Source organism: Streptomyces sp. NBC_00370, assembly GCF_036084755.1.
GTDB lineage: Bacteria > Actinomycetota > Actinomycetes > Streptomycetales > Streptomycetaceae > Streptomyces.
In genome coordinates, this window is the sequence record NZ_CP107968.1 from 6,357,475 (window position 1) to 6,383,771 (window position 26,297).

Here is a 26,297-nt window from a genome sequence, read left to right on the forward strand (position 1 = left end):
GTGACCCGGCCCCCCGAAACCGCGTTCATCGGGGTGGCGGAGTCGTACGAGCCGCGCCGCCGGTCACCCGGCGGCTCACCGGAGCGCACAGAAGGCACAGCTGACCCCAGATGGCTCTCACCGTCCCTCCCACCAGAACCGGACCCTCCCGCGCCGCGCCCCCGGGTGAACTGCCGGCGGCACACCGGGCCCTGCTGTGCGTCGCGCTGCCGTGCCTCGCGGTCTCGGCCGAGCACGGCCAGCTCACCGGCATCGGTCTTGACGGTTTCTACGAGTCGGGCCGAAGGCTCCTGTCGCGCTGTCAGCTCCGGGTCGCCGGGCGCGAGCCCGTCGCGTTGCAGGGGCGGCTGGTCGCGGCGGACAAGGCGCGCTTCCTGGCCGTGGTGCGCACGCCCGCGGACACCGGACCCGATCCGGAGATCAGCGTCGAGCGGCTCAGGGACGCCGACGGCACCGAGCGTGTCGTCCTGCGCAGCGCCGCGAAGGCGCCGCGCCGCCTCATGGTGGAGATCGCTTTCGGCACGGATCTGGCGGAGCTCGCGGCCGTCGCGGCAGGCCGGGCCGGACCCGAACTCCCCGCGACCGTCCACACGGCCGGGCTGCGCTGGACGGCCGCCGACGGCCGGTACGCCGTCGTCACGGCCGATCCCGCTCCTGCCGACGCGCTCGCCTCGGCGGGACTGCTGCGCTGGGAGTTCGACCTGCGCCCCGGTGTGCCTCGCACCATCGAGCTGCGCGTCCGCTCGGGCCGCCCCGTCCGGCCTGCGAGCAGGACCGGCGGTGTCCCCCTGCCGGAGGCGACGGCGGAGGGGGACGACCCGAGAGTGCGGGCGCTGTTCGCCGCGAGCGTCGGCGATCTGCGGGCGCTCCTGCTGCGGGGCCCCGGCGGGCCCACGGACGTCTATCCCGCCGCGGGGGTCCCCTGGCGGTGCGGGCCGCCCTCCGCCGAGGCGCTGTGGGCCGTACGGATGGCGCTCCCGCTCGGTACCCGCCTCGCCGCCGGGACGCTGCGGGCCGTCGCCCGGGGCCAGCTCACCGGAGCGGGGGACGACCGCGGCCGGTTCCCCGGGCCGCTGCGGGACGCGGGGCCGCATCTGCCGCCGAGCTGTACGGGCGTCGAGGCGACGCTCGCCTTCCCCGCCGTACTGGCGGAGGCCCGGCGCTGGGGGCTGCCGGAGCAGGAGCTGGCCGAGCTGCTGCCGACGGCCGAGCGGTGTCTTGGCTGGCTGCGTGCCGCGGCCGGCGAGGACGGGCTGCTGGCGGACCAGAGGTCCGCCGGGCCGCAGCGGGCCGAGACCCAGGCGCACGCGCACCGCGCCGCCGTGCTCGGCGCCGATCTGCTGGAGGCGTGCGGGAGACCGGGGGCCGACGAGTGGCGGGAGTGGGCGGGGGCCCTGCGGGTGACGTTCCGGCGCAGCTTCTGGATCGACGACCGAGCGGGCGGCCGGCCGGCCGTCGCGCGCAGCCCTGACGGGCGGCTGCTGCCGTATCTGAGCGGCAGCTCGGCGCATCTGCTGGACACGGGCCTGATCGGCGGGGGAGAGCAGGCCCCAGGTCTCCTCGACCGGGCGCAGACCGGGCAGCTGGCCAAGCTGCTCGGCGGCCCGGGGCTCGACTCCGGCTGGGGGCTGCGCGGCCTGGGCGCCAGGGAGCCGGGGCACAACCCCTTCGGCCACCGGGCGGGGGCGGTCCGGGTCCACGAGACGGCTGTGGCCGTCGCGGGACTCGCGGCGGCAGGACATGAGAAGGAGGCGGCAGGACTGCTGCGCGGGGTGCTGGCTACGGCCGAGGCGTTCGGCTACCGGCTGCCCGAGATGTACGCGGGGGAGCAGCGCACGGCGGGCGGGGCTCCCGCACCGCATCCGGCGGCGTGCCGTCCGGCGGCGGTGGCGGCGGGCGCCGGGATCCAGCTGCTCGTCACGCTCGCCGGAATCCGCCCCGACGCGCCCGCGGGGACGCTCACGCTGCGGCCGGTGCGCGACGCGCCGCTCGGCGGGCTGCATCTCGCCGGGCTGCGGGTGGCGGGGGAGCCCTTCGCCGTACGGGTGAGCCGGCTCGGCCTCGGGATGGTCGAGGAAGCGGCCGCAGGACTCCAACTGGGGGTGTGACAGGGGCAGAACGTCGATCGTGGATGCCGGAACGACTGTTTATCGTCAGGCAGACGACTATGATCGCGGCATGTCTCCCTACGACCCGTCGGCTTTCCCCCCTTTCGCCGTCACCGTCGACCTGGTCGTGCTCACCGTGCGCCGTCACGCGCTCTGCGCGCTTGCCGTGCGGCGTGGCGAGCCGCCGTTCCAGGGCCGCTGGGCGCTGCCCGGCGGATTCGTCAGGGTGGATGAGGATCTGGCCGCCGCAGCAGCCCGTGAACTCGCCGAGGAGACCGGCCTCGGCGCCCAGGACGCGCAGTCGGCCGGTCAGGGGAACGCGGCCCATCTGGAACAGCTCGCCACCTACGGGGACCCCGGCAGGGACCCCCGGATGCGGGTGGTCAGCGTGGCCCATCTGGCGCTGTCGCCCGACCTGCCCGCGCCGCGCGCGGGTGGTGACGCCAACAGCGCCAGATGGGCCCCGGTCGAGGTGCTGCTCAGTCAGGAGGGCGGGTTCAGCCGGGAGAGTGAACAGCCGGCGCAGCTGGCCTTCGACCATGCGCGGATCCTGTCGGACGGGGTGGAGCGGGCCAGGTCCAAGATCGAGTACTCGTCGCTCGCCACCGCGTTCTGCCCGGCCGAGTTCACCGTCGGCGAGCTGCGCCGGGTGTACGAGGCGGTGTGGGGCGTGGCCCTCGATCCCCGTAACTTCCACCGCAAGGTGACGGGCACCCCGGGATTCCTCGTACCGTCGGGCGGGACGACGACCCGTCAGGGCGGCAGGCCGGCCCAGTTGTTCAGGGCGGGCGGCGCGACCGTGCTCAATCCGCCGATGCTGCGGCCCGAGGTCTGACACCCGCACGGTTAGCATTACCCCGCAAGTCGGACATGTAGCGTTATCTTGCTGGTGTGCTCCAGGCCATCGGACTGACCAGCAACCCCCGTCGCGACCTCCCGCCGGCCGTGGACGACCTGACCTTCGAAGCCCGGCCCGGCTGTGTCACGGCGCTCCTCGGGGCGCCAGGCGCGGGCAAGACCACCGCGCTCCGGCTGATGCTCGAACTCGAACACGGCCGTGGTGTCGCCTACTTCCGCGGCCGGCCACTGCATCGCATCGCCCATCCGGCGCGCGAGGTGGGGGTGCTGCTCGGCGATGTGCCGGGCCACCCCGCGCGCACCGCCAGAGGTCAGCTGCGGATGCTGTGCGCCGCTGCCGGGGTGCCCGCCGTCCGCGCCGACGAACTGCTCGACGTCGTCGGGCTCGGCGCCCTGCGCGACGAACGGCTCGGCAACCTCTCGGTCGGCATGGACCGCAGGCTCGGACTCGCCTCCGCGCTGCTGGGCGATCCGCACACCCTCCTGCTCGACGCGCCGTCGGCAGGACTCTCCCCCCGCGAGACCGGCTGGCTGCACGGCCTGCTGCGCGCGCACGCCGCGCACGGCGGCACCGTCCTCTACACGACCGCCGACCCCAAGGAAGCGGCCCGCGCCGCCGACCGGGTCGTCACCATCGACGGCGGCCGACTCGTCGCCGACCAGGACGGCGCTGCCTTCGCCGCCACCCGGCTGCGGCCCCGGGTCGCCGTCAGGACTCCGCACGCCGCACGGCTCGCCGACGTACTGACCCGGGAGGCCAGGGCGGGAAGGCGCTCCGTCGAGGTGGTCGCCGACGCGGGCAGCAGACTCACCGTCTACGGCAGCAGCTGCCCGGAGATCGGCGAGACGGCGTTCCGGCACGGCGTCCTCGTCCACCAGCTCGCCGACGAGATCGGCGACACCGGCCCGACGCCAGGTCCTGCGCCGGGCCCTGCGCCGGGTCCGACACCCGCCCGGGCGTCCGGCGCCCCGGCCCGCGAGCCCGGTGACACGCTGGTGGACCTGCCCGTGCAGGCGAAGGGCGCCCGGACCGTCGCACCGCCGCTGCCCGCGCGCCCGGTCCGCAGTCCGCTGCGGCCCCTGCGCTACGAGCTGCGCCGCATGCTCGGCGTCCGGACGGCGCCGCTCGTCGCCGCCGCCGTCCTCGTCGCGTCCGTCGCGCTCGCCGTACCGCTGGCCCGTACCGGAGCCACCCCGCTGCCCAGCCTGCTCGCCGCGTGGCCCCGGATCCTGCCGCTGCCGCCCGCCGCGCTCGGCGCCGGGCTGCTCGGCGCCTTCTCGTTCGGCGACGAGTTCCGCTACCCCGCGCTCGCCGGCGCGCGCGGCACCGTCCCCCGCCGGCTCGGACTGCTCGCCGCCAAACTCGCCGTCACCGCCACGGCGGCCGTCCTGCTCGCCGCGGCCGCCGTGGCGGCCGACGGCGGCGCGCTGCGCCTCGTCTACGGCGCCGCAGCCACGCCCGTACCCGACAACTGGCTCGCCCTGAGCGCGGGTTGGGCCGGGCTCGCGGTCGGCTGTGCCTGGGCGGGACTGCTCGGCGCCGGCGTCTTCCGGGTCACCGCCGCCGGCGTCACCGCCGTGATCGCCGTACCGGTACTGGTCGTTCCGCTGCTGAACAAGGCGCTCGCGGGGCCGTCAGCACGTTCGATCGTCGGACTCCCGAGCAGACTGCGTGAACTCGCCTGGCTGCAGTGGCCCCACCAGGCCGACCACTGGCTGATGGCCACCGCACGGCTGATCGCCCAACCGGTGGCCGCCGCGCTCGCCCTCTCGCTCTGTGCCCTGCTCTGTGCGTACTTGTTCACCGGGCTTCGCCGCAGGGCCCGTTGGTGATCGCCTGGTGACAGAAAAATGCCCTACTGGCCACAACTCCCCTGAGAAAGCGCGGTTCTTTACGCCAAGGATGCGGAACGCGTCAATCGAGGCGCGGGCGCCGATCACCCTTTCGTGTGCTTTTCACCAAAGACCTCAAGGGCGGTGGAAACGGCGCCGACAAAGGATGCGTGAGTACCCTTGCGCACACCATGATGACCGCCGCCCGTTCCGTCGAGTCCGGCCTGCCCGGCCCGGGCGAACTCGACCGCTACCCCTTTGCCGAGGCGCCCGGCGCCGACCGTGCCGCCCCGCCCGTCTGGGACGGGCCTGAGAACGATCTGGGCCGGATGGGCCGCCGCTCCGCGGGCAGCCGCGGCCGCGGTCTGCACGGCCAACTCGTCCAGCAGCTCGGACAGATGATCGTTTCCGGTGACCTGGGTGCCGACCGGCCGCTGGTGCCCGAGGAGATCGGCCAGCGCTTCGAGGTCTCCCGCACGGTCGTGCGGGAATCCCTGCGCGTCCTTGAGGCCAAGGGCCTGGTGAGCGCCCGCCCCAATGTCGGTACCCGCGTCCGCCCGGTCAGCGACTGGAATCTGCTGGACCCCGACATCATCGAATGGCGCGCCTTCGGACCGCAGCGTGACGACCAGCGCCGTGAGCTGAGCGAGCTGCGCTGGACGATCGAGCCCCTCGCCGCGCGGCTCGCCGCCGGTCACGGCCGTGAGGACGTGCAGCAGCGGCTGGTCGACATGGTGGAGATCATGGGCCATGCCCTCGCCCAGGCGGACACGGTCACCTTCGCCCGCGCCGACGCCGAATATCACTCCCTGCTGATCCAGCTCGCCGGCAACCGCATGCTGGAGCACCTTTCCGGCATCGTCTGCGCCGCGCTCCAGGTCTCCGGCGGTCCGGTCAGCGGCTGCGACCGCCCCACCGACGCCTCGCTCGCGCACCACGCGCGGATCATCGACGCGCTGGGCTCGGGTGACGCCAACGCGGCCGAATCGGCGATGCGCCAGCTGCTGACCGTCCATCCTGAAGTGGAGCGAGTCGTTCCGGCTCCTCGCGAGCACTGAGCGCAGCCCCGGGCCAGGGCGTACGGGGATGTACGCGACGAGTGTCGCCGGGCGCTGCCGCGCGTCCGGCGACACGATCGTGGGGGCTTAAAACCCCTTCTGGCCGTTTTGTCGCCAATGAGGTGTGACTCGGGCCACGTGGATTGGGCGTAACACTCCTCGGGGCAGGGCGATGACCTAAGAGGTGACAGCCGAAGAGGGAATGCGACCGCCGTCCGCGGCGCCGAGTATTCACCTCCGAGGTCCAAGCCCGCGCCGTCGGTGACATCCCCAGCCGGCGGTCGTCGGCTCCGGCCCGATCCAGGGCGGGGCCGGAAGCCGTTTCCATCGTTCCGAGAGGTTGTTCGTGTCGGCCAGCACATCCCGTACGCTCCCGCCGGAGATCGCCGAGTCCGAGTCTGTGATGGCGCTCATCGAGCGGGGAAAGGCTGATGGGCAGATCGCCGGCGATGACGTGCGTCGGGCCTTCGAGGCTGACCAGATTCCGCCAACCCAGTGGAAGAATGTTCTGCGCAGCCTCAACCAGATCCTCGAGGAAGAGGGTGTGACGCTGATGGTCAGTGCCGCGGAGTCGCCGAAGCGCACCCGCAAGAGCGTCGCAGCGAAGAGCCCGGTCAAGCGCACCGCCACCAAGACAGTCGCGGCGAAGGCGACAGCGACGACGACAGTCGCCGCAGCCGCCGCTCCCGCCGCCGACATCGTGGAAGCCCCGGCCGACGAGGCCGCCGCTCCCGCGAAGAAGGCGGCGGCGAAGAAGACCGTGGCGAAGAAGGCGACTGCCAAGAAGACCGCCGTCAAGAAGACGACGGCCAAGAAGACCACCACCAAGAAGGACGCCGACGAGGCCGACGGCGACGAGCCGGCCGAGGAAGTCCAGGCGGGCAAGGGCGACGAGGAGGAGGGCGAAGGCGAGAACAAGGGCTTCGTACTCTCCGACGACGACGAGGACGACGCGCCTGCCCAGCAGGTCGCCGTCGCCGGCGCCACCGCCGACCCCGTCAAGGACTACCTGAAGCAGATCGGCAAGGTCCCGCTCCTCAACGCGGAGCAGGAGGTCGAGCTGGCCAAGCGCATCGAGGCCGGCCTCTTCGCCGAGGACAAGCTCGCCAACTCCGACAAGCTCGCCCCCAAGCTCAAGCGCGAGCTGGAGATCATCGCCGAGGACGGGCGCCGCGCCAAGAACCACCTGCTGGAGGCCAACCTCCGACTCGTGGTCTCGCTGGCCAAGCGCTACACCGGCCGTGGCATGCTCTTCCTGGACCTGATCCAGGAGGGCAACCTGGGTCTGATCCGCGCCGTCGAGAAGTTCGACTACACCAAGGGCTACAAGTTCTCCACGTACGCCACCTGGTGGATCCGGCAGGCGATCACCCGCGCCATGGCCGACCAGGCCCGCACCATCCGTATCCCGGTGCACATGGTCGAGGTCATCAACAAGCTCGCGCGCGTGCAGCGCCAGATGCTTCAGGACCTGGGCCGCGAGCCCACTCCCGAGGAGCTGGCCAAGGAACTCGACATGACCCCCGAGAAGGTCATCGAGGTCCAGAAGTACGGCCGTGAGCCGATCTCCCTGCACACCCCGCTGGGCGAGGACGGCGACAGCGAGTTCGGCGACCTCATCGAGGACTCCGAAGCCGTCGTACCGGCCGACGCGGTCAGCTTCACCCTGCTCCAGGAGCAGCTGCACTCGGTGCTGGACACCCTGTCCGAGCGCGAGGCGGGTGTGGTGTCGATGCGCTTCGGTCTCACCGACGGCCAGCCCAAGACACTGGACGAGATCGGCAAGGTCTACGGCGTGACGCGTGAGCGCATCCGGCAGATCGAGTCGAAGACGATGTCGAAGCTGCGGCACCCGTCGCGTTCGCAGGTGCTGCGCGACTACCTCGACTAGAGGCGGCGGCGCCGTACGTCACGAGAGCCCGGATCCCTTCGAGGATCCGGGCTCTCGTATGTGCCCCCGCATTTCGCGGGTGCGGGACTCTCCCGGTTTGATGACCCTGAGTGGATCACCACTCGACGGAGAGTCAGGAGTTCATATGCGTCGCACTATTGCCCGTCTGCTGACAGGAGGGCTGACCGTGCTGGCGGCGGGGGCCGTGCTGCCGCTCGCCCAGGGCGGGACCGCCGCCGCGGACGGCGTGGTCGTGGGCGGCACGCCCGCGAAGGTCGCCGACAGCCCCTGGGTCGTCGCCCTGTCCAGCCGTGACCGTTTCGGCGGTACCCGGGCCGGTCAGTTCTGCGGAGGCGTGGTGGTGGCGCCGACGAAGGTACTGACGGCCGCACACTGCATGAGCGCCGACGCGCTCGGGGCCGGCCCCGACAACGTGGGCGACCTGCGGATCATCGCGGGCCGCGACCGGCTGCGCGGCACCGGCGGCCAGGAGGTCGCCGTACGGAGCTACGTGGTCGACCCCACGTACGACGCGGACAGCAACCAGAACGACATGGCCGTCCTGACGCTGTCGAAGCCGCTGCCCGCGTCCTACGCGATCCGCCCCGCGGACCCGGGCGACAAGGCGTCGGCGCCGGGCACCGCCGCCGTGGTCTACGGCTGGGGCGACACCACCGGACGGGGTGACTACGCGTACGCGCTCCGCTCCGCCCCTGTGACGGTCCTGGCGGACTCCGCATGCGAGCGGGCCTATCCGGGGGGCTCAGGGGGCCGCTACGTGGCTTCCTCGATGCTCTGCGCCGGTGACCCGGCCGGGGGCCGCGACGCGTGCCAGGGCGACAGCGGCGGACCGCTGGTCGCGCAGGGGCGGCTGATCGGGCTCGTCTCCTGGGGCAGCGGCTGCGGCCGGGCGGACGCCCCGGGCGTCTACGCCCGGATCACCTCGGACCTGGCGCCGGTCGCCGGGGCCCTGCGGGCGCACGCCAGGCGCTGAGCCCCGGGCTGCGGGCCCCGGCACCTGGCGCATCCGGACATGAGAACGGGCGGTCATCTCTGCCGGTGCAGGGATGGCCACCCGTCGGCCGGTCCGGGACCGGCCCTTGGCTCGTCGTGGATGCGAGGTGTCAGTGTTCCTCTTCACCGCCGCCGGCCTGTACGGCCGTCAGTCGGTCGGTCTCATCCTGTATTTCCGCGGCGATCTTCTTGAGTTCCGGCTCGAACTTGCGCCCGTGGTGGGCACAGAAGAGCAGTTCACCACCGCTGGACAGGAGGACGCGCAGATAAGCCTGGGCGCCGCATCGGTCGCAGCGGTCAGCCGCCGTCAGCGGGCTCGCGGGGGTCAGAACAGTAGTCACGTCGCCTCTTCTCTAGCTCGACGAGCTGTCGTACCAGGGTCAACATCCAACCAGGCCGAAAACGTTCCCGCTCACGGCTTTTCCTCGAAACTTCTTTTCCGAAGTGGCCGAACTGCTGACGGTTGGCGGCGAATGAGCCGTATTGCTTAGCTTTACGGGTTTTCGCGTGGTTGTCTCGGTCGTTTCGGGGAGTAGCCCTCACCGGCTGGCTTGCCGGTTGTTGATGAGGACGTGCCCGGAGCCTAAATGGTTCATGCCTGGAAGGGAACGTGATGTGTGCTTCACTCCCACGAGGGATCGAACACCTATACGAGGCTGGACTAGCATGGGTTTGAGCGAGGGTGGCGTGAGAACCGCTCTACCAGGCCTCTGTACCCTCTGACCGATGGAAGACGCCGGGCCTTTACCCCACGAGGCCACATCTCAAATTCAGCGAGGAGCGAACCGCGTGACCGCCGAGACGTCCGTGCCGTCCAGAGCGCTGCTGACAGCAGAGCGTGACGGCTCCAACTACACCGCGCGGCATTTGCTCGTCCTTGAGGGACTCGAAGCGGTCCGCAAGCGCCCCGGCATGTACATCGGGTCCACCGACAGCCGCGGCCTCATGCACTGCCTCTGGGAGATCATCGACAACTCGGTCGACGAGGCCCTGGGCGGCTACTGCGACCACATCGACGTGACCCTGCACGAGGACGGCTCGGTCGAGGTCAAGGACAACGGCCGGGGCATCCCGGTCGACATCGAGCCGAAGACCGGCCTCTCCGGCATCGAGGTCGTGATGACCAAGCTGCACGCCGGCGGAAAGTTCGGCGGCGGCTCGTACGCCGCATCCGGCGGTCTGCACGGCGTGGGCGCCTCCGTCGTGAACGCGCTCTCCGCCCGGCTGGACGTGGAGGTGGACCGCAGCGTCACGCACTCCATCAGCTTCCGCAGGGGCGTCCCCGGCATGTTCACCGAGCCGGGTCCTGACGCGCCCTTCGACCCGTCCAGCGGGCTGCTCAAGGGCAAGCGGGTGCCGAAGGGCAGGACCGGCACCAGGATCCGCTACTGGGCCGACCGGCAGATCTTCCTCAAGGACGCCAAGCTCTCCCTGGAGCATCTGCACCAGCGCGCCCGCCAGACCGCCTTCCTCGTCCCCGGCCTGACCATCGTCGTCAGGGACGAGCGCGCGGCAGGCGAGAGCGAGGGCAACGGCACGGTCGAGGAGACGTTCCGCTTCGACGGCGGCATCAGCGAGTTCTGCGAGTACCTGGCGCCGGACAAGGCCGTCAGCGACGTGCTGCGGCTGACCGGACAGGGCATCTTCAAGGAGAACGTGCCGGTGCTCGACGAGCGCGGGCACATGACCCCGACCGAGGTCACCCGCGAGCTGGGCGTCGACGTCGCGCTGCGCTGGGGGACCGGGTACGACACGACGGTCCGCTCGTTCGTGAACATCATCGCCACCCCCAAGGGCGGCACCCATGTGAGCGGTTTCGAGCGCTCCCTGACCAGGACGGTCAACGAGGTGCTGCGCTCGGCCAAGCTGCTGCGCGTCGCCGAGGACGACATCGTCAAGGACGACGCCCTGGAAGGCCTGACCGCCGTGGTCACGGTGCGGCTCGCGGAGCCGCAGTTCGAGGGCCAGACCAAGGAGATCCTGGGTACGTCCGCCGCCAACAGGATCGTGGCGAACGTCGTGGCCAAGGAGCTGAAGGAGTTCCTGACCTCGACGAAGCGGGACGCCAAGGCGCAGGCGCGGGCCATCCTGGAGAAGGCCGTCGCCGCCGCCCGTACCCGTATCGCCGCACGCCAGCACAAGGAGGCGCAGCGCAGGAAGACGGCGCTGGAGTCCTCCTCGCTGCCGGCCAAGCTCGCCGACTGCCGCAGTGACGACGTCGACCGCAGCGAGCTGTTCATCGTGGAGGGCGACTCCGCGCTCGGTACGGCCAAGCTGGCCCGCAACAGCGAGTTCCAGGCGCTGCTGCCGATCCGCGGCAAGATCCTGAACGTCCAGAAGGCGTCCGTCTCCGACATGCTGAAGAACGCCGAGTGCGGCGCGATCATCCAGGTCATAGGAGCGGGGTCCGGCCGGACCTTCGACATCGACGCGGCGCGCTACGGCAAGATCGTGCTCCTCGTCGACGCCGACGTGGACGGCGCGCACATCCGGATCCTGCTGCTGACGCTCTTCCAGCGGTACATGCGTCCGATGGTGGAGTCCGGCCGGGTCTTCGCCGCCGTGCCGCCGCTGCACCGGATCGAGCTGGTCCAGCCCAAGAAGGGCCAGGACAAGTACGTGTACACGTACTCGGACGGCGAGCTGCGGCAGAAGCTGCTGGAGTACCAGCGCAAGGGGACCCGGATCAAGGACTCCATCCAGCGCTACAAGGGCCTCGGTGAGATGGACGCCGACCAGCTGGCGGAGACCACGATGGACCCGCGCCACCGCACGCTGCGGCGCATCAACATCGGGGACCTCGACTCCGCCGAGCGGATCTTCGACCTGCTCATGGGCAACGAGGTCGCGCCGCGCAAGGAGTTCATCACCAGCTCGGCCGCGACCCTGGACCGCTCGCGCATCGACGCGTAACCAGTTCGGCGTACTCCGCTCTCCACCCCCGGGTGGAGAGCGGAGATCCACCCCCGATCCACCTCTGGGACCATCCCTGACCTGGGGTTTCTCCGTAGATTCGACGTAGTGGAAATGACTTCGTCCCCGGAGGCCCCGCATGTCATCGCTCGTTACGGCGCTCGTGATCGCCGCCGCTGTGGTTCTCGTCCTCGCCCGCCAGTTCAAGCCGCAGCGGATGCGGGACGGCGGGCACCGCTGGCTGGTCGTCCCCGTCGTACTCGTCGTCTTCGCGTTGCGCCAACCGGGTGGCGTGCTGGACGCCGACGACCGCGGGATGTCGGTCGCGCTGCTCGCCGTCGAACTGCTCGTCGGTCTGCTGATGGGCGCGGGCTGGGCCTGGACCAGCCGGATCTGGACCGAGGACGACGGCTCTGTCTGGTCCAGGGGCACCAAGGCCACCGCGGCCGTCTGGGTCCTCGGCATCGCCGTACGGCTCGGACTGACGGGCATCGGCGCCCTGGTCGGCGTCCACCAGGGCAGCGGAGCGCTGATGCTCGGGCTCGCCGCCTCGGTGCTCGTCCGCGGCGGACTGCTGACGCTGCGGGCCGCCGGCTCCGGATCCTCGGCGTACGACGGCCCGTCGTACGGTGGCCGCACAGGCGCCGCCGCGTGGAAGGACCGTGTGTGAGGCTCGAGGTCTGGACGAACTGGCCCTCCCGGGAAGCACTCTCCCGGGAGACGCCGACGTATCCACGGCACTGGATGACCCGGTTCGTCCGGGTCGCGGCCGTCGCCGCCGTGCTCTGGTCGTCCTTCACCGAGCGCCAGGTGTCGAGCTGGGGGGCGCTCGCCGCGGTGGGCGGGCTCCTCACCGTCGGATACAGCGCCTGGCTGTTCCAGCGCACCACCCTGCGCCACCGGCTCTGGCCCTCGGTCGGGCTGCTGATCATCCTGATGGGCGCCGCGATCGGCGCCTCGCAGAGCGGCTTCCGGGTGGCCGCGATCGTGCTGTGGTGCGGCTGCGCCGTCACCTCCATGGCCCGGCTGCCGCTGGCCGGGGCCCTGCCGGCGGCTGCGCTCGCGCTCGCCGGGTTCGCGGTGCTCAACGACGGCGCCTGGCTGTCCACCGCCATCAGCACGGCGGGACTGCTGCTGGGCGGGTACGTCATGCGGCTGGACGCCGAGGCGCGCGGCAACGCCCGCAGACTGCTGGTCCAGGAGCGGGCCGCCCACGCGGCCGAGGCCGAGTCGGCCGCCCTCGCCGAGCGGGCCAGGATCGCCCGTGACATCCACGACGTGCTCGCCCACAGCCTCTCCGCGCAGCTCGTGCACCTGGAGGCGGCCCGGCTGCGGATCGAGCAGGAGCCGCCGGGCCCGTTCCGCGACCAGATCCTGGAGCGGGTCGTCGGCGCGCGCTCGATGGCGCGCGAAGGGCTCGCCGAGACCCGGCAGGCGCTCTCCGCGCTGCGCGGCGAGATGGCGCCCCTGGGCGACTACCTCCGTGAGCTGGCCGCCATGGACGGCGCTTCCGTCGAGGTCGCCGGCGTGCCGAGGCCGTTGACGGCCGAGGCGTCGCAGACCGTGCGCCGGGTCGTCCAGGAGGCCCTGACCAACGTACGCAAGCACGCGGCCGGCGCCGAGGTGCGGATCCGGCTCAGCTACGGCGAGGGCGAAGTGACCCTGGCCGTGCGGGACTCGGGTGCCAAGGGCGGCGGCCCGGCCGGGCTCGACGGCTCTGGCTCCGGGTACGGTCTGCTGGGGATGCGGGAGCGCGCCGAACTGATCGGTGGCACGCTCGAAGCCGGTCCCGAGGGCGACCGGAAGGGGTACACCGTGAGGCTGCGAGTACCGGCATGACCGAGCGAGCGACAGCCCGGGTGATCGTGGCCGACGACCAGGCCGTGGTCCGCGAGGGCATCGTGATGCTGCTCGGACTGCTGCCCGGCATCGAGGTCGTCGGCGCCGCGAGGGACGGTGAGGAAGCCCTCGCGCTCGTCGCCGAACTCGCCCCCGACGTCGTCCTGATGGACCTGCGCATGCCGCGCTGCGACGGTGTCGAGGCCACCCGCAGGATCCGCGCCGACCACCCGGGCACCCAGGTCGTGGTGCTGACGACCTACGCCGACGACGACTCGCTGTTCGCCGCGCTGCAGGCCGGCGCGCGCGGCTATCTCACCAAGGACGCGGACGGCGACGAGATCGTCAGGGCCGTGGACGACGTCATGGCGGGACAGGCCGGGCTCGCGCCCGCCGTCCAGCGCAGACTCCTGGACCGGGTCACCTCCCCGCCGCCGCCCACCGTGGCGGCGCCGAGGGAACTGCCCGACGGACTGACCGTGCGCGAGGCCGAGGTGCTGGCGCTGGTCGCCGACGGGCTGTCCAACAAGGAGATCGCCGGACGGCTGCACATCGGGGGCGCCACGGTGAAGACGCACATCAACAACCTCTTCGCGAAGACCGGGGTACGCGACCGCGCGCAGGCGGTCCGATATGCCTATCAACAGGGACTCATCGAACCACCAGGGAAAACCATCACCTGATGGGGTGAAGTAGGGCGGTAAAGAGTCCGGGATCTTCCTACTCTGTCCATCCTTGGGAGGCGGCCGAAACGGTCTGCTGACAAGGAGAGTTCACCGGTGGAGAAGCAGGAAGGGCGCGAGGCCGCAGTGCGGCTCGACGACCCGTGGTACGACGCGCTGGCAGACGGCTGGGGTGAGCTGGACAGGGCAGAACAGCCCGCGGCCCCCACCGTGCCCGCGCAGGGCGGGCCGCCCACGCGCGGCCACAGCGCCGCCGACATCTATCTCGAAGTGCAGCGCAGCGCCGCCTTCCAGGAAGTGCGCGGGCGCTACCGGCGGTTCGTCGTCCCCGCTTCGCTGGCCTTCTTCGTCTGGTACCTCGCGTACGTCGTGGCGGCCACCGTCGCGCCGGAGCTGATGGCGCGGCCGGTGGCGGGAGCGGTGAACGTGGCGATGGTGGCCGGACTCGGCCAGTTCCTCTCGACCTTCCTGCTGACCTGGGCGTACGCCAGGCACGCGCGGCTGCGCCGGGACCGTGCGGCGCTCGATCTGCGCTGGGAGACACAGGAGATGACGCGGGGGACCGAACGGTGAACGGTGAACACCAGTACCTGGCCCTGGTGCTGTTCAGCGCCTTCATCGCCGTCACGTTGGGCATCACCACCTGGGTGAGCCGCAACAGACACGGCTCGGCCGAGGAGTTCTACGCGGGCGGCCGGCTGTTCTCGCCGATGGAGAACGGGTTCGCCATCGCGGGTGACTACATGTCGGCGGCCTCCTTCCTCGGCATCTCCGGGCTGATCGCCCTCTTCGGCTACGACGGCATGCTGTACTCGGTCGGCTTCCTGGTCGCCTGGCTCGTGGTGCTCTTCCTCGTCGCCGAACTGGTCCGTAACGTCGGCCGGTTCACCCTGGCCGACGTCGTCGCCTCGCGGATGAGCGAGCGCCCGGTGCGGATCGCCGCCGGCGCGTCGTCGGTCACCGTCTCCGTGCTCTACCTGGTCGCGCAGATGGTCGGCGCCGGATCGCTGGTCGCCCTGCTGCTCGGCGGTACGGGCGCGGCGGCGCGCACCTGGACCGTGATCGGGGTGGGTGCGCTGATGGTCATCTACGTGACGCTGGGCGGCATGCGCGCCACCACCTGGATCCAGATCGTCAAGGCCGTGCTGCTGATGGCGGGTGCGATCGGGCTGACCGTGCTGGTCCTCGTCCGGTTCCACGGCAATGTGAACTCCCTGCTCAACACCGCTGTCGCGCACAGCGGTCACGGCAGGGAGTTCCTCTCGCCCGGCCTCAAGTACGGCGGCGACTGGACGGCGCGGACGGACTTCATCAGCCTCGGGCTCGCGCTCGTGCTCGGCACGGCGGGGCTGCCGCACATCCTGTCCCGCTTCTACACCGTGCCGACCGCGCGCGCCGCCCGCCGGTCCGTCGTCTGGTCCATCGGACTCATCGGCAGCTTCTACCTGATGACGATCGTGCTCGGCTTCGGCGCCGCAGCGATCGTCGGCTCGGCCCAGGTACGGGCGTCGAATCCGGCCGGGAACACGGCCGTTCCGCTGCTCGCGCTCGACCTGGGCGGCGGCGCGGGCTCGACGGGCGGCACGGTGCTGTTCGCCGTCGTCGCCGCGGTCGCCTTCGCCACGATCCTCGCCGTCGTCGCGGGTATCACGCTCGCCTCGTCCGCCTCGGTCGCCCACGACCTGTACGCGTCGCTGCGCCGCCGTGGCGCGAAGGCGCGCAGCGAGGTCGCCGTGGCCCGGGTCGCCGCCGCCGGGATCGGCGCCGTCGCCATCGCGCTCAGCCTGCTGGCCCAGGATCTGAACGTGGCCTTCCTGGTCGGCCTCGCCTTCGCCGTGGCCGCGTCCGCCAACCTGCCGGTGCTGCTGTACTCCCTGTTCTGGCGGAACTTCACCACCCGGGGCGCGGTCTGGTCCGTGTACGGGGGGCTGATTCCGGCCCTGCTGCTCGTGGTGCTCTCGCCCGTCATGTCGGGCACGCCCGAGTCGCTGATCCCCGGTGTGGACTTCCACGTCTTCCCGCTCCAGAACCCGGGGCTGATCTCCATCCCGCTCGGCTTCCTGGTCGGCTGGATCGGTACGGTCACCTCGACCGAGCCGCCGGACCAGGCCAAGCACGCCGAGACCGAGGTCCGTTCGCTGACAGGTGCCGGGGCCGTGTAAGCCGCCTGCGTATCTGCCGAACCCCTGCCGGACACCCAGAAGCCGGCCGAGTCGCCGCCCTGCCCTGCGGCGACTCGGCCGGCTTCTGTGCGCCCGGACCGGGTCGCGAGGCGACGGCTTTCGGAAACTTTCATCGTCCCGCAAATAGTTTGCATCATTTGCGGGCCGCTTACGTTCCCTGACGATCGGCCAGAAACCGGCTGGTGTGGGGGTATGCGGACAAGCGCCTGACGTGCTCCGGACGATTTCGTTCTGTCCGAGCAGTAGACGGACTCGCATTTCTCTGCAACTCTCTGACCGCAATACGCAAAAGACTCCGTTCATTAGTGCAGAAACGCATGCCACCCCCGGCATGCCAGCAGCCAGAGCCGCGCCCTCGCCGCCCCCCGCGCCGAGGCCGAAGATCGGGGATCCATTGAGATCGCTACGCTGGAGATGGCGGGTAGTCTCCGCCGTCACCACCACCAGTCTTTTGATGATCGGCTGGCCGGCCGCCGCAGCCATGGCGGCCGACGGGCCCAACGCCGCAGCGGGTCGGGCCGCAGCGGCAAGCGCGGCGGCGAGCAAGGCCGCAGCGAGGAACGTGACTGACGGGAACCAGTCCACGTTCTGGGAAGGCACCGGCAAGGGCGCCTCCCAGTGGGTGCAGACCGACCTCGGGTCCAGCAAGCGCGTCGACCAGGTGGTGCTCAAGGTCCCCGCCGACTGGGCGACCCGCAAGCAGACCCTGTCGATCCAGGGCAGCGCCGACGGCAGCAGCTTCGAGACGCTGAAGTCGTCCGCGAAATACACCTTCAGCCCCGGCGCGGGCAACCAGGTGACCGTGTCCTTCCCCGCCACCAAGGCGCGTTACGTGCGGGCGGACATCACCGACAACACAGCTGGTGCCAAGGCCCAGTTGTCCGAGCTGGAAGTGCACACCGCGGCCGCCGCTGCGGCCTCGGACAACCTCGCCCTCGGCAAGACGCTCACCGCGAGCAGCTTCACCGACGTGTATCCGGCGGCGAAGGCCAACGACGGCAACAAGGCCAGCTACTGGGAGAGCCAGAACAACGCCTTCCCGCAGTGGATCCAGGCCGACCTGGGCTCGTCCGTCGCCGTCAACAGCGTCGTACTGAAGCTGCCCGACGGCTGGGAGTCCCGCAGCGAGACCCTGAAGGTCCAGGGCTCGGCCAACGGGTCCACCTTCAGCGACGTGGCCGCCTCGAAGGCGTACACGTTCGACCCGGCCTCCGGCAACACGGTCACCATCACCTTCAACTCGACCACCACGCGCTACGTGCGCGCCACCTTCACGGCCAACTCGGCATGGCCGGCGGCCCAGCTCTCCGAGTTCGAGGTGTACGGACCCGCGACCGGTGACACCGTCGCGCCCTCGGCGCCGACCGGCCTCGCCTTCACCCAGCCCGTCACCGGTCAGATCAAGCTGACCTGGAACGCCTCGACGGACAACACCGCCGTGACCGGTTACGACATCTACGCCAACAACGAGCTGCGCAGCAGCGTCGCGGGCAATGTCACGACCTTCACCGACACCCAGCCCACCAGCTCGACGATCCAGTACTACGTGCGGGCCAAGGACGCGGCCGGCAACGTGTCGGGCAACAGCAACACCGTCACCCGCACCGGTGACACCGGTGACACGCAGGCGCCCACCACGCCGTCGAACCTCAGCTTCACCGAGCCCGCCTCCGGCCAGATCAAGCTCAACTGGGGCGCGTCCTCGGACAACACGGGCGTGACCGGCTACGAGGTCTACGCCAACAACGCGCTGCGCGGCACGGTCGCCGGCAACGTCACGACGTACACGGACACCCAGTCGGCCGGCACCACCGTCTCGTACTACGTACGGGCCAAGGACGCCGCGGGCAACGTGTCGGGCAACAGCAACACCGTGACCAGGAACGGCAGTACGGGAACGGCCTCCAACCTCGCCGTCGGCAAGCCGGTCACCGCGTCCTCGTCGGTCTTCACCTTCGTCGCCGAGAACGCCGTCGACAACAAGCTCGACACCTACTGGGAGGGCGCGGGCGGCAGCTACCCCAACACCCTCACGGTGAAGCTCGGTTCGAACGCCGACACACAGAGCGTGGTCGTCAAACTCAACCCCGACAACTCCTGGTCCACCCGCACCCAGAACATCCAGGTGCTCGGCCGTGAGCAGGACTCCACCACCTTCACCAGCCTGTCGGCCGCGCAGAACTACACCTTCAACCCGGCCACCGGGAACTCGGTGACGATCCCGGTCAGCGGCCGGGTCGCCGACGTGCAGTTGAAGATCAACTCCAACACCGGTTCCGGCGCGGGCCAGGTGGCCGAGTTCCAGGTGCTGGGCACCCCTGCCCCGAACCCGGACCTCCAGGTCACCGCGCTCTCCGCGTCGCCGGTCGCGCCGGTCGAGTCCGACCCGGTCACCCTGTCGGCGACCGTACGCAACGCCGGAGCCGTCGCGGCCCCTGCCAGCACGGTCGAACTGCGGCTCGGCGGCACCAAGGTCGGCACGGCCAACGTGGCGGCTCTCGCGGCCGGTGCCTCGGCCACCGTCACGGCCAACATCGGCGCACGTGACGCCGGTACGTACGAACTGAGCGCCGTCGCCGACCCGGCGAACGCGGTCATCGAGTCGAACGAGACCAACAACACCTTCACCAGCTCCACTTCGCTGGTGGTCAAGCCGGTCTCCAGCTCGGACCTGGTCTCGGCGAGCGTCGCCACGACCCCGTCGTCCCCGGCCGCCGGTGACACCGTCACCTTCTCGGCCGCCATCAAGAACCAGGGCACCGTGGCCTCCGCGTCGGGCAGCCACGCCATCACCCTGACCCTGCTCAACGAGTCGGGCGCCACCGTCAAGACCCTGACCGGCGCCTACAACGGGGCCATCGCCGCGGGCGCCACCTCGGGGACCGTCGGTCTCGGCACCTGGACGGCTGCCAACGGCTCGTACACCGTCAAGGTCGTCATAGCCGACGACGCCAACGAGCTGCCGGTCAAGCGCACCAACAACACCTCGACCCAGTCGTTCTTCGTGGGCCGCGGCGCGGACATGCCGTACGACATGTACGAGGCCGAGGACGGCGTCGCCGGCGGCGGCGCACAGGTCGTCGGCCCGAACAGGACCGTCGGAGACCTCGCGGGTGAGGCGTCCGGACGTAAGGCAGTCACCCTCAACAACACCGGCAACTACGTCGAGTTCACCACCAGGGCCAGCACCAACACGCTCGTGACGCGGTTCTCCATCCCGGACTCCGCGGGTGGCGGCGGCACCGACGCCAGCCTGAACATCTACGTCAACGGCACCTTCCTCAAGGCGATCGACCTGACGTCGAAGTACGCGTGGCTGTACGGCGCGGAGACGGGCCCCGGCAACTCCCCGGGCTCCGGCGGACCGCGGCACATCTACGACGAGGCGAACGTCATGCTCGGGACGACCGTCCCGGCGGGCAGCAAGATCAGGCTGCAGAAGGACACGGCCAACACGTCCAAGTACGCGATCGACTTCATCAACACGGAGCAGGTCGCGCAGATCGCCAACCCGGACCCGGCCACCTATGTGACCCCGACCGGATTCGCCCAGCAGGACGTGCAGAACGCGCTGGACAAGGTCCGGATGGACACCACAGGGAAGCTGGTGGGTGTCTACCTGCCGGCCGGTGACTACCAGACCTCCAGCAAGTTCCAGGTCTACGGCAAGCCGGTCCAGGTCGTCGGGGCGGGCCCCTGGTACACCAGGTTCCACGCGCCGGACACGCAGGAGAACACCGACGTCGGCTTCCGGGCCGAGGCGGCGGCGAAGGGCTCGTCCTTCAAGAACTTCGCGTACTTCGGCAACTACACCTCGCGTATCGACGGTCCTGGCAAGGTGTTCGATTTCTCGAACATCACCGACATCACGATCGACAACATCTGGAACGAGCACACGGTCTGCCTCTACTGGGGCGCCAACGCCGACCGCATCACGATCAGCAACTCCCGGATCCGTGACACGTTCGCCGACGGCATCAACATGACCAACGGCTCGACCGACAACCACGTCGTCAACAACGAGGCGCGGTCCACAGGTGACGACAGCTTCGCGCTGTTCTCGGCGATCGACGCCGGCGGCGCCGACATGTACAACAACGTCTACGAGAACCTGACGGCTCTCACGACCTGGCGTGCGGCCGGTATCGCCGTCTACGGCGGCTACAACAACACCTTCCGCAACATCAACGTCGCGGACACGCTCGTCTACTCGGGTGTCACGGTCAGCTCGCTGGACTTCGGTTACGCGATGAACGGCTTCGGCACCCAGCCCACCACCCTGGAGAACATGTCGCTGGTGAGAACCGGCGGCCACTTCTGGGGCACCCAGACCTTCCCGGCCATCTGGTTGTTCTCGGCCTCGAAGATCTTCCAGGGGATCCGGATCAACAACGTCGACATCGTCGATCCGACCTACAGCGGCATCATGTTCCAGACCAACTACGTGGGAGGACAGCCACAGTTCCCGATCAAGGACACGATCCTGACGGACATCTCGATCTCCGGCGCCAAGAAGAGCGGCGACGCCTTCGACGCGAAGTCCGGCTTCGGACTCTGGGCCAACGAGATGCCGGAGGCGGGACAGGGTCCGGCCGTCGGTGAGGTGACGTTCAACGGTCTCAAGCTGAGCGGCAACGCCCAGGACATCAAGAACACCACCTCCACGATGAAGATCAACATCAACCCGTAAGGGTCCGCGAGGGAGGGTGCCGGCCGGGTTCGCCCCGGCCGGCACCGTGCCCGTTGAACGCATGTTGGGGCCTTTACGCAGAAGAGCAAGTAACTTGCATTCTTTGCGATAGTCTTGCAGGTATGACGCGACGACTTGCTCAGGTGGCTAAAAAGGTTGGAGTCAGCGAGGCCACGGTCAGCCGGGTGCTCAACGGCAAACCAGGGGTCTCGCAGGCGACACGGCAGTCCGTGCTGACCGCGCTCGACGTGCTCGGCTACGAGCGGCCCACACAGCTGCGCGGTGAGCGTGCCCGGCTCGTCGGGCTGGTCCTGCCGGAGCTCCAGAACCCCATCTTCCCCGCGTTCGCCGAGGTGATCGGCGGCGCGCTCGCCCAGCAGGGGCTCACGCCTGTGCTCTGTACGCAGACCAAGGGCGGCGTCTCCGAGGCCGACTACGTCGAGCTGCTGCTCCAGCAGCAGGTCTCCGGGGTCGTCTTCGCCGGCGGTCTGTTCGCCCAAGCCGACGCCCCGCACGACCACTACCGCCAGCTCGCCGAGCGGAAGATCCCGGTGGTGCTGATCAACGCCCCCATCGAGAACCTCGACTTCCCCTGCATCTCCTGCGACGACGCGGTCGCCGTCGAGCAGGCCTGGCGCCATCTCGCCTCGCTCGGCCACGAGCGCATCGGGCTGGTGCTCGGCCCGGCCGACCACGTGCCGTCCCGGCGCAAGCTGGCGGCCGCCATCGCGACGGCCAAGGCGACCAAGGCCAAGCTGCCCGACGAGTACATCGAGCGGTCCATGTTCTCCCTCGAAGGCGGCCAGGCGGCCGCCTCACGGCTGCTGGACCGGGGCGTGACAGGCATCATCTGCGCCAGCGACCCGGTGGCCCTCGGGGCCGTACGGGCGGCCCGCAGGCGCGGTCTCGACGTGCCGCGCGACGTGTCGGTCGTGGGCTTCGACGACTCCGCGTTCATGAACTGCATGGAGCCCCCGCTGACCACGGTGCGCCAGCCGATCGAGGCGATGGGCCGGGCCGCCGTCGAGATGCTGACCGCGCAGATCCAGGGCGGCGCGGTGCCGCCCGGCGAGCTGCTGTTCGAGCCGGAACTGGTCGTGCGGAGCTCGACGGCGCAGGCGCCGCGACAGGCGGCTCGGGCCGAGGCAGCGGCGCGCGGCTAACTGTCGAACTTTTTCGAAACACGCGTGAAATATTACGGAGACGGCTTCTGAGCGGAGCGTTCGGTTCAATGAGCGTCCGCTGACCGCCCCGGTGCCGCTGGATGCCGCCGAGCCGCCGGGAGGCGATCAGCGGGGTGAGGGCGCTGAGTCCGAGCGGTAGCAGACGGGCAGGACGAGCCCGCTGCCCGCGCCCCCGGGAACCGGCGTTCTGAGGAGCTGGACCGCCGACGGCGACCGGAGCGCCCCGCGGCAGTGCCCACGCGATCTCGCTCGCGGCTGACATGACGCCCGACGGATCGTGCCGTCGTCCATGACGACCGGCCGGCATCGCGTCGCGCTCCGCCGACGCTCCCCCCTCCCCGCCGCTTCTCCGCCGCCGGCGACGTCTGACCGAGAGTGTCCCAGCAATTTTTCACGAACGGCGCGCAAAAGCCAGACGGTTTCGGTGACACGATCATCGTGCGTCACTCCGGAGGTGCGACCCCGGGGGTGAAGTTGTCGTACGGAAAGTACGCCGGACATCGCGGCCCGTGGCCGCCGCAGGTGCCGTCTGGCCGGTAAGGCTCGGCGGCGGGGGTGTGGCTCGGCGGCAGGTCAGGTCATGCAGGTGACTGTCAAGTATTTGCGAAATCGGAGCGACATATTGCGGACATCCGTAGTTAGTGGTTGAGTGAGCGCCGCCACACAGCGAGCAGCTGTGGGTTTCCCACGCTCCTGCCCAAGAGGGGTCCCACCGATGAGAAGTCCCGGGTTCCGCCGTACGTGTACCGCCGCCATAGCCACCGCGCTGGCCCTCACTGGACTGGCCGCATGCGGCTCGGACAGCGAGAACTCCGCGGGTGGCAAGACCAAGATCAGCGTGAACTGCGAGCCGCCCAAGAGCGCGAAGATCGACCGTAAGAGCTTCGAAGACGACATCAAGACCTTCGAGAAGGCCAACCCGACGATCGACATCGTCGGCGCGGACGCCTTCCCCTGCCAGGACCCGAAGACCTTCGACGCGAAGCTCGCGGGCGGCCAGATGGAGAACGTGTTCTACACGTACTTCACCGACGCCAAGCACGTCGTCGACATCAACCAGGCAGCCGACATCACGTCGTACGTGAAGAACATGAAGGGCTACAGCGACATCCAGCAGTCGCTGCGTGACGTCTACACCGTCGACGGCAAGGTCTACGGCGTTCCGCGCACCAACTACTCGATGGGCCTCCTCTACAACAAGAAGCTCTTCACGCAGGCGGGACTCGACCCCAACAAGCCCCCGGCCACCTGGGAAGAGGTCCGCGCAGCCGCCAAGAAGATCGCCGCTCTCGGCAACGGCACCGTGGGATACGCCGACTACAGCGCGCAGAACCAGGGCGGCTGGCACTTCACCGCCGAGGTGTACTCGCAGGGTGGTGACGTGGTCAGCCCCGACGGCAAGAAGTCCAACGTCGACAGCCCCGAGGGCAAGGCCGTCCTGCAGAACCTCAAGGACATGCGCTGGGGCGACAACTCGATGGGCTCGAAGCAGCTGCTCATCCTCAACGACGTCCAGCAGATGATGGGCTCGGGCAAGCTCGGCATGTACATCTCGGCGCCGGACAACATCCCGATCCTGGTCAAGGAGAAGGGCGGCAACTACGACGACCTCGCCCTCGCCCCGATGCCCGGCGGCAAGGGCACCCTGGCCGGCGGTGACGGCTACATGTTCAACAAGAAGGACACGCCGGAGCAGATCAAGGCCGGTCTGAAGTGGCTGGAGTTCCAGACGAACACCCCCGGCTCGGGGCTGAACAACTGGAAGCGCGCCGCCGCCAACAAGGCCCCGGTCGGACTGCCCGAGCCGCGGCTGTGGACCGGTGCCACGGACGCCAAGGACCTGGCGCTGAAGAAGCAGTACGCCAACGTCCCGGTCGAGAACTACCAGGCCTTCCTCGACGGCAGCCAGGCGCTGACGCCGAAGCTGGAGCCGGCCAACGCCCAGCAGATCTACTCGGTCCTCGACGCCGCTGTCTCGGCCGTCCTCACCAAGAAGGACGCCAACATCGACAGTCTGCTGAAGGACGCGGGAACCAAGATCGACGGAATTCTGGCTCGGAGCTGACGCACCGATGAAAACAGCCCAGGCTCCTCAGCGGTCCGCCGTCGCGATCCCCCCTCAGCAGGGGAATCGCCCGGCGGGCCGTCGGGGCTCCACCAGCCCCCTGCGCCGCAAGCTCTCCCATCAGGTGCGCGCCTACGGCTTCCTGATCGGCGGCCTGCTCTGCTTCCTGCTGTTCTCCTGGTACCCGGCGATCCGCGCAGTGATCATCGCGTTCCAGAAGTACACCCCCGGATCGGCTCCGGAGTGGGTGGGAACCGACAACTTCACCGCGGTCTTCAAGGACCCGGAGTTCGGTACGGCCTGGCGCAACACCCTCACCTTCACCCTGATCGCCCTGCTCATCGGATTCGCCGTACCGTTCCTGATGGCTCTGGTGCTCAACGAACTGCGCCACGCCAGGGCCTTCTTCCGGGTGGTCGTCTACCTGCCGGTGATGATTCCGCCGGTGGTCAGCGCCCTGCTCTGGAAGTGGTTCTACGATCCGGGAGCCGGCCTCGCCAACGAGGTGCTCAGCTCGCTGCACCTGCCGACGTCGAACTGGTCGAACGGCACCGACACCGCGCTGATCTCCCTGGTCATCGTCGCCACCTGGGCGAACATGGGCGGTACGGTCCTGATCTACCTCGCGGCGCTCCAGGGGATCCCGGGGGAGCTGTACGAGGCGGCCGAACTCGACGGCGCCAGCATCTTCCAGCGCGTACGGCACGTGACGATCCCGCAGACCCGCTTCATCATCCTGATGCTGATGCTCCTGCAGATCATCGCCACGATGCAGGTGTTCACCGAACCCTTCGTGATCACCGGAGGCGGGCCCGAGAGTTCGACGGTCACCATCCTCTACCTGATCTACAAGTACGCCTTCCTCTACAACAACTTCGGCGGGGCCTGCGCCCTGAGCGTGATGCTGCTCGTGCTGCTCAGCATCTTCTCCGCCCTCTACCTGCGGTTCACCCGCACCGACGACTGAGAGGAGCGCAGCGCCATGACCCAGATCGCGCCGCCTCCCCGGCAGGCACCACCCGCGCCCGTCGAGGCCACCGGCAAGAAGCCGGACGGTACGGCCATCCGCACCCTCGTCTCCCCGCTCACGCTCGCCAGCCCGCGCGGGAAGACGATCTACTGGATCATCTTCACGGCCGTCGTCCTGGTCTTCGCCGCGGCCTTCCTGTTCCCCGTGTACTGGATGGTCTCGGGGGCCATGAAGTCGGCGGGCGAACTGCAGCAGACACCGCCGACCCTGCTGCCCAAGTCCCTCAACTTCAAGGGATACACCGACGCGTGGGACCTGATGGACCTGCCCACGCACCTGTGGAACACGGTGGTGCAGGCGGCGGGCGCCTGGATCCTGCAGATCGTCTTCTGCACGGCGGCGGCCTACTCGCTGTCCAAGCTGAAGCCGGCCTTCGGCAAGGTCATCCTGGGCGGCATCCTGGCCACCCTGATGGTCCCGGCGCAGGCGCTGGTCGTCCCCAAGTACCTGACGATCGCCGATCTGCCGCTGATCCACACCAGCCTGCTCAACGACCCGCTGGGCATCTGGCTGCCGGCCGTCGCCAACGCCTTCAACCTCTACCTGCTCAAGCGGTTCTTCGACCAGATCCCGCGTGACGTCCTGGAGGCCGCCGAGATCGACGGCGCGGGACAGCTCCGTACGCTCTGGTCGATCCTGCTGCCGATGTCCAGACCCGTGCTCGGGGTGGTCTCGATCTTCGCCCTGGTCGCCGTCTGGCAGGACTTCCTGTGGCCGTTGATGGTCTTCTCCGACACCGACAAACAGCCCATCAGCGTCGCCCTGGTGCAGCTCTCCCAGAACATCTCCACGCCGGTGCTGATCGGCGCCATGGTCATCGCCAGCGTGCCGATGGTCCTGATGTTCCTCGTGTTCCAGCGGCACATCATCGCCGGCATCAGTGCCGGCAGTACCAAGGGCTGATCCCGGCCCGCACCCCAGCCACCCCCCTCAGTCACCTTCCGTACC

General features: G+C 69.7%; 18 protein-coding genes. 17 read left to right on the forward strand and 1 reads right to left on the reverse strand.

Translation table 11 applies throughout. The annotated features are described in order from the left end of the window. Positions 1-110: 110 nt before the first annotated feature. The 6 genes from OHS57_RS28450 to OHS57_RS28475 all read left to right on the forward strand — a co-directional run bounded on the left by OHS57_RS28450 (position 111) and on the right by OHS57_RS28475 (position 8,742). Positions 111-2,108, forward strand: a complete 1,998-nt coding sequence (locus OHS57_RS28450) for a glycogen debranching N-terminal domain-containing protein (protein ID WP_328583726.1) — start codon at positions 111-113, stop codon at positions 2,106-2,108. A 70-nt stretch (positions 2,109-2,178) separates the two neighbouring features. After that, on the forward strand, positions 2,179-2,943 hold the full coding sequence (locus OHS57_RS28455; protein WP_041983427.1) for an NUDIX hydrolase: 765 nt from the start codon (positions 2,179-2,181) through the stop codon (positions 2,941-2,943). Between the two features lie 56 nt (positions 2,944-2,999). Beyond that, positions 3,000-4,799, forward strand: coding sequence for an ABC transporter ATP-binding protein (locus OHS57_RS28460; protein ID WP_328583727.1), 1,800 nt, complete (start codon positions 3,000-3,002; stop codon positions 4,797-4,799). A gap of 116 nt (positions 4,800-4,915) precedes the next feature. Further along, positions 4,916-5,857 carry a FadR/GntR family transcriptional regulator gene (locus tag OHS57_RS28465; RefSeq protein ID WP_328583728.1) on the forward strand — a complete coding sequence of 314 codons (942 nt, stop codon included), beginning with the start codon at positions 4,916-4,918 and terminating at the stop codon, positions 5,855-5,857. 346 nt (positions 5,858-6,203) lie between these two features. Further along, on the forward strand, positions 6,204-7,748 hold the full coding sequence (locus tag OHS57_RS28470; protein WP_041994930.1) for an RNA polymerase sigma factor: 1,545 nt from the start codon (positions 6,204-6,206) through the stop codon (positions 7,746-7,748). 145 nt (positions 7,749-7,893) lie between these two features. Then, complete coding sequence (locus OHS57_RS28475; protein WP_328583729.1) at positions 7,894-8,742, forward strand: serine protease; 849 nt, start codon at positions 7,894-7,896, stop codon at positions 8,740-8,742. A gap of 130 nt (positions 8,743-8,872) precedes the next feature. Here the strand turns inward: OHS57_RS28475 and OHS57_RS28480 are convergent, their stop codons facing one another. After that, entirely contained in the window at positions 8,873-9,103 is a 231-nt protein-coding gene (locus OHS57_RS28480; protein ID WP_041983417.1) for a DUF7455 domain-containing protein, read from the reverse strand. Between the two features lie 448 nt (positions 9,104-9,551). Between OHS57_RS28480 and OHS57_RS28485 the strand changes: the two genes are divergently transcribed. The 11 genes from OHS57_RS28485 to OHS57_RS28535 all read left to right on the forward strand — a co-directional run bounded on the left by OHS57_RS28485 (position 9,552) and on the right by OHS57_RS28535 (position 26,252). Then, positions 9,552-11,675 (forward strand): DNA gyrase/topoisomerase IV subunit B, encoded by a 2,124-nt coding sequence (locus tag OHS57_RS28485; protein ID WP_041983415.1) that lies wholly within the window; start codon positions 9,552-9,554, stop codon positions 11,673-11,675. Between the two features lie 139 nt (positions 11,676-11,814). Beyond that, positions 11,815-12,345, forward strand: coding sequence for a DUF1453 family protein (locus OHS57_RS28490; RefSeq protein ID WP_041983414.1), 531 nt, complete (start codon positions 11,815-11,817; stop codon positions 12,343-12,345). Next, the gene (locus OHS57_RS28495) at positions 12,342-13,514 is read left to right on the forward strand and encodes a sensor histidine kinase (RefSeq protein WP_041983412.1); all 1,173 of its coding nucleotides are present in this window, start codon (positions 12,342-12,344) and stop codon (positions 13,512-13,514) included. Before OHS57_RS28490 ends, OHS57_RS28495 begins: the two co-directional genes overlap by 4 nt. After that, positions 13,511-14,197, forward strand: a complete 687-nt coding sequence (locus OHS57_RS28500) for a response regulator transcription factor (protein WP_328583730.1) — start codon at positions 13,511-13,513, stop codon at positions 14,195-14,197. Before OHS57_RS28495 ends, OHS57_RS28500 begins: the two co-directional genes overlap by 4 nt. A gap of 96 nt (positions 14,198-14,293) precedes the next feature. Further along, a complete protein-coding gene (locus OHS57_RS28505; protein WP_041983408.1) occupies positions 14,294-14,770 on the forward strand; it encodes a DUF485 domain-containing protein in 477 nt (158 codons plus the stop codon). Then, a complete protein-coding gene (locus OHS57_RS28510) occupies positions 14,767-16,359 on the forward strand; it encodes a solute symporter family protein (RefSeq protein ID WP_041983407.1) in 1,593 nt (530 codons plus the stop codon). The genes OHS57_RS28505 and OHS57_RS28510 overlap by 4 nt, the downstream gene beginning before the upstream one ends. Before the next feature lie 415 nt (positions 16,360-16,774). Beyond that, the gene (locus OHS57_RS28515; protein ID WP_443042985.1) at positions 16,775-21,070 is read left to right on the forward strand and encodes a discoidin domain-containing protein; all 4,296 of its coding nucleotides are present in this window, start codon (positions 16,775-16,777) and stop codon (positions 21,068-21,070) included. A gap of 122 nt (positions 21,071-21,192) precedes the next feature. Continuing rightward, entirely contained in the window at positions 21,193-22,233 is a 1,041-nt protein-coding gene (locus OHS57_RS28520; protein ID WP_041983404.1) for a LacI family DNA-binding transcriptional regulator, read from the forward strand. Positions 22,234-22,969: 736 nt separating this feature from the next. Beyond that, positions 22,970-24,319 (forward strand): ABC transporter substrate-binding protein, encoded by a 1,350-nt coding sequence (locus OHS57_RS28525; RefSeq protein WP_041983401.1) that lies wholly within the window; start codon positions 22,970-22,972, stop codon positions 24,317-24,319. 7 nt (positions 24,320-24,326) lie between these two features. After that, the gene (locus OHS57_RS28530) at positions 24,327-25,286 is read left to right on the forward strand and encodes a carbohydrate ABC transporter permease (protein ID WP_041983400.1); all 960 of its coding nucleotides are present in this window, start codon (positions 24,327-24,329) and stop codon (positions 25,284-25,286) included. A 15-nt stretch (positions 25,287-25,301) separates the two neighbouring features. Beyond that, a complete protein-coding gene (locus OHS57_RS28535) occupies positions 25,302-26,252 on the forward strand; it encodes a carbohydrate ABC transporter permease (protein WP_078863369.1) in 951 nt (316 codons plus the stop codon). Positions 26,253-26,297: the final 45 nt, after the last annotated feature.

Coding starts and splice junctions, on each gene's coding strand:
- OHS57_RS28455 (WP_041983427.1), top strand. CDS start 2,179: ATGTCTCCCTACGACCCGTCGGCTTTCCCCCCTTTCGCCGTCACCGTC.
- OHS57_RS28490 (WP_041983414.1), top strand. CDS start 11,815: ATGTCATCGCTCGTTACGGCGCTCGTGATCGCCGCCGCTGTGGTTCTC.
- OHS57_RS28525 (WP_041983401.1), top strand. CDS start 22,970: ATGAGAAGTCCCGGGTTCCGCCGTACGTGTACCGCCGCCATAGCCACC.
- OHS57_RS28500 (WP_328583730.1), top strand. CDS start 13,511: ATGACCGAGCGAGCGACAGCCCGGGTGATCGTGGCCGACGACCAGGCC.
- OHS57_RS28450 (WP_328583726.1), top strand. CDS start 111: ATGGCTCTCACCGTCCCTCCCACCAGAACCGGACCCTCCCGCGCCGCG.
- OHS57_RS28535 (WP_078863369.1), top strand. CDS start 25,302: ATGACCCAGATCGCGCCGCCTCCCCGGCAGGCACCACCCGCGCCCGTC.
- OHS57_RS28530 (WP_041983400.1), top strand. CDS start 24,327: ATGAAAACAGCCCAGGCTCCTCAGCGGTCCGCCGTCGCGATCCCCCCT.
- OHS57_RS28475 (WP_328583729.1), top strand. CDS start 7,894: ATGCGTCGCACTATTGCCCGTCTGCTGACAGGAGGGCTGACCGTGCTG.
- OHS57_RS28520 (WP_041983404.1), top strand. CDS start 21,193: ATGACGCGACGACTTGCTCAGGTGGCTAAAAAGGTTGGAGTCAGCGAG.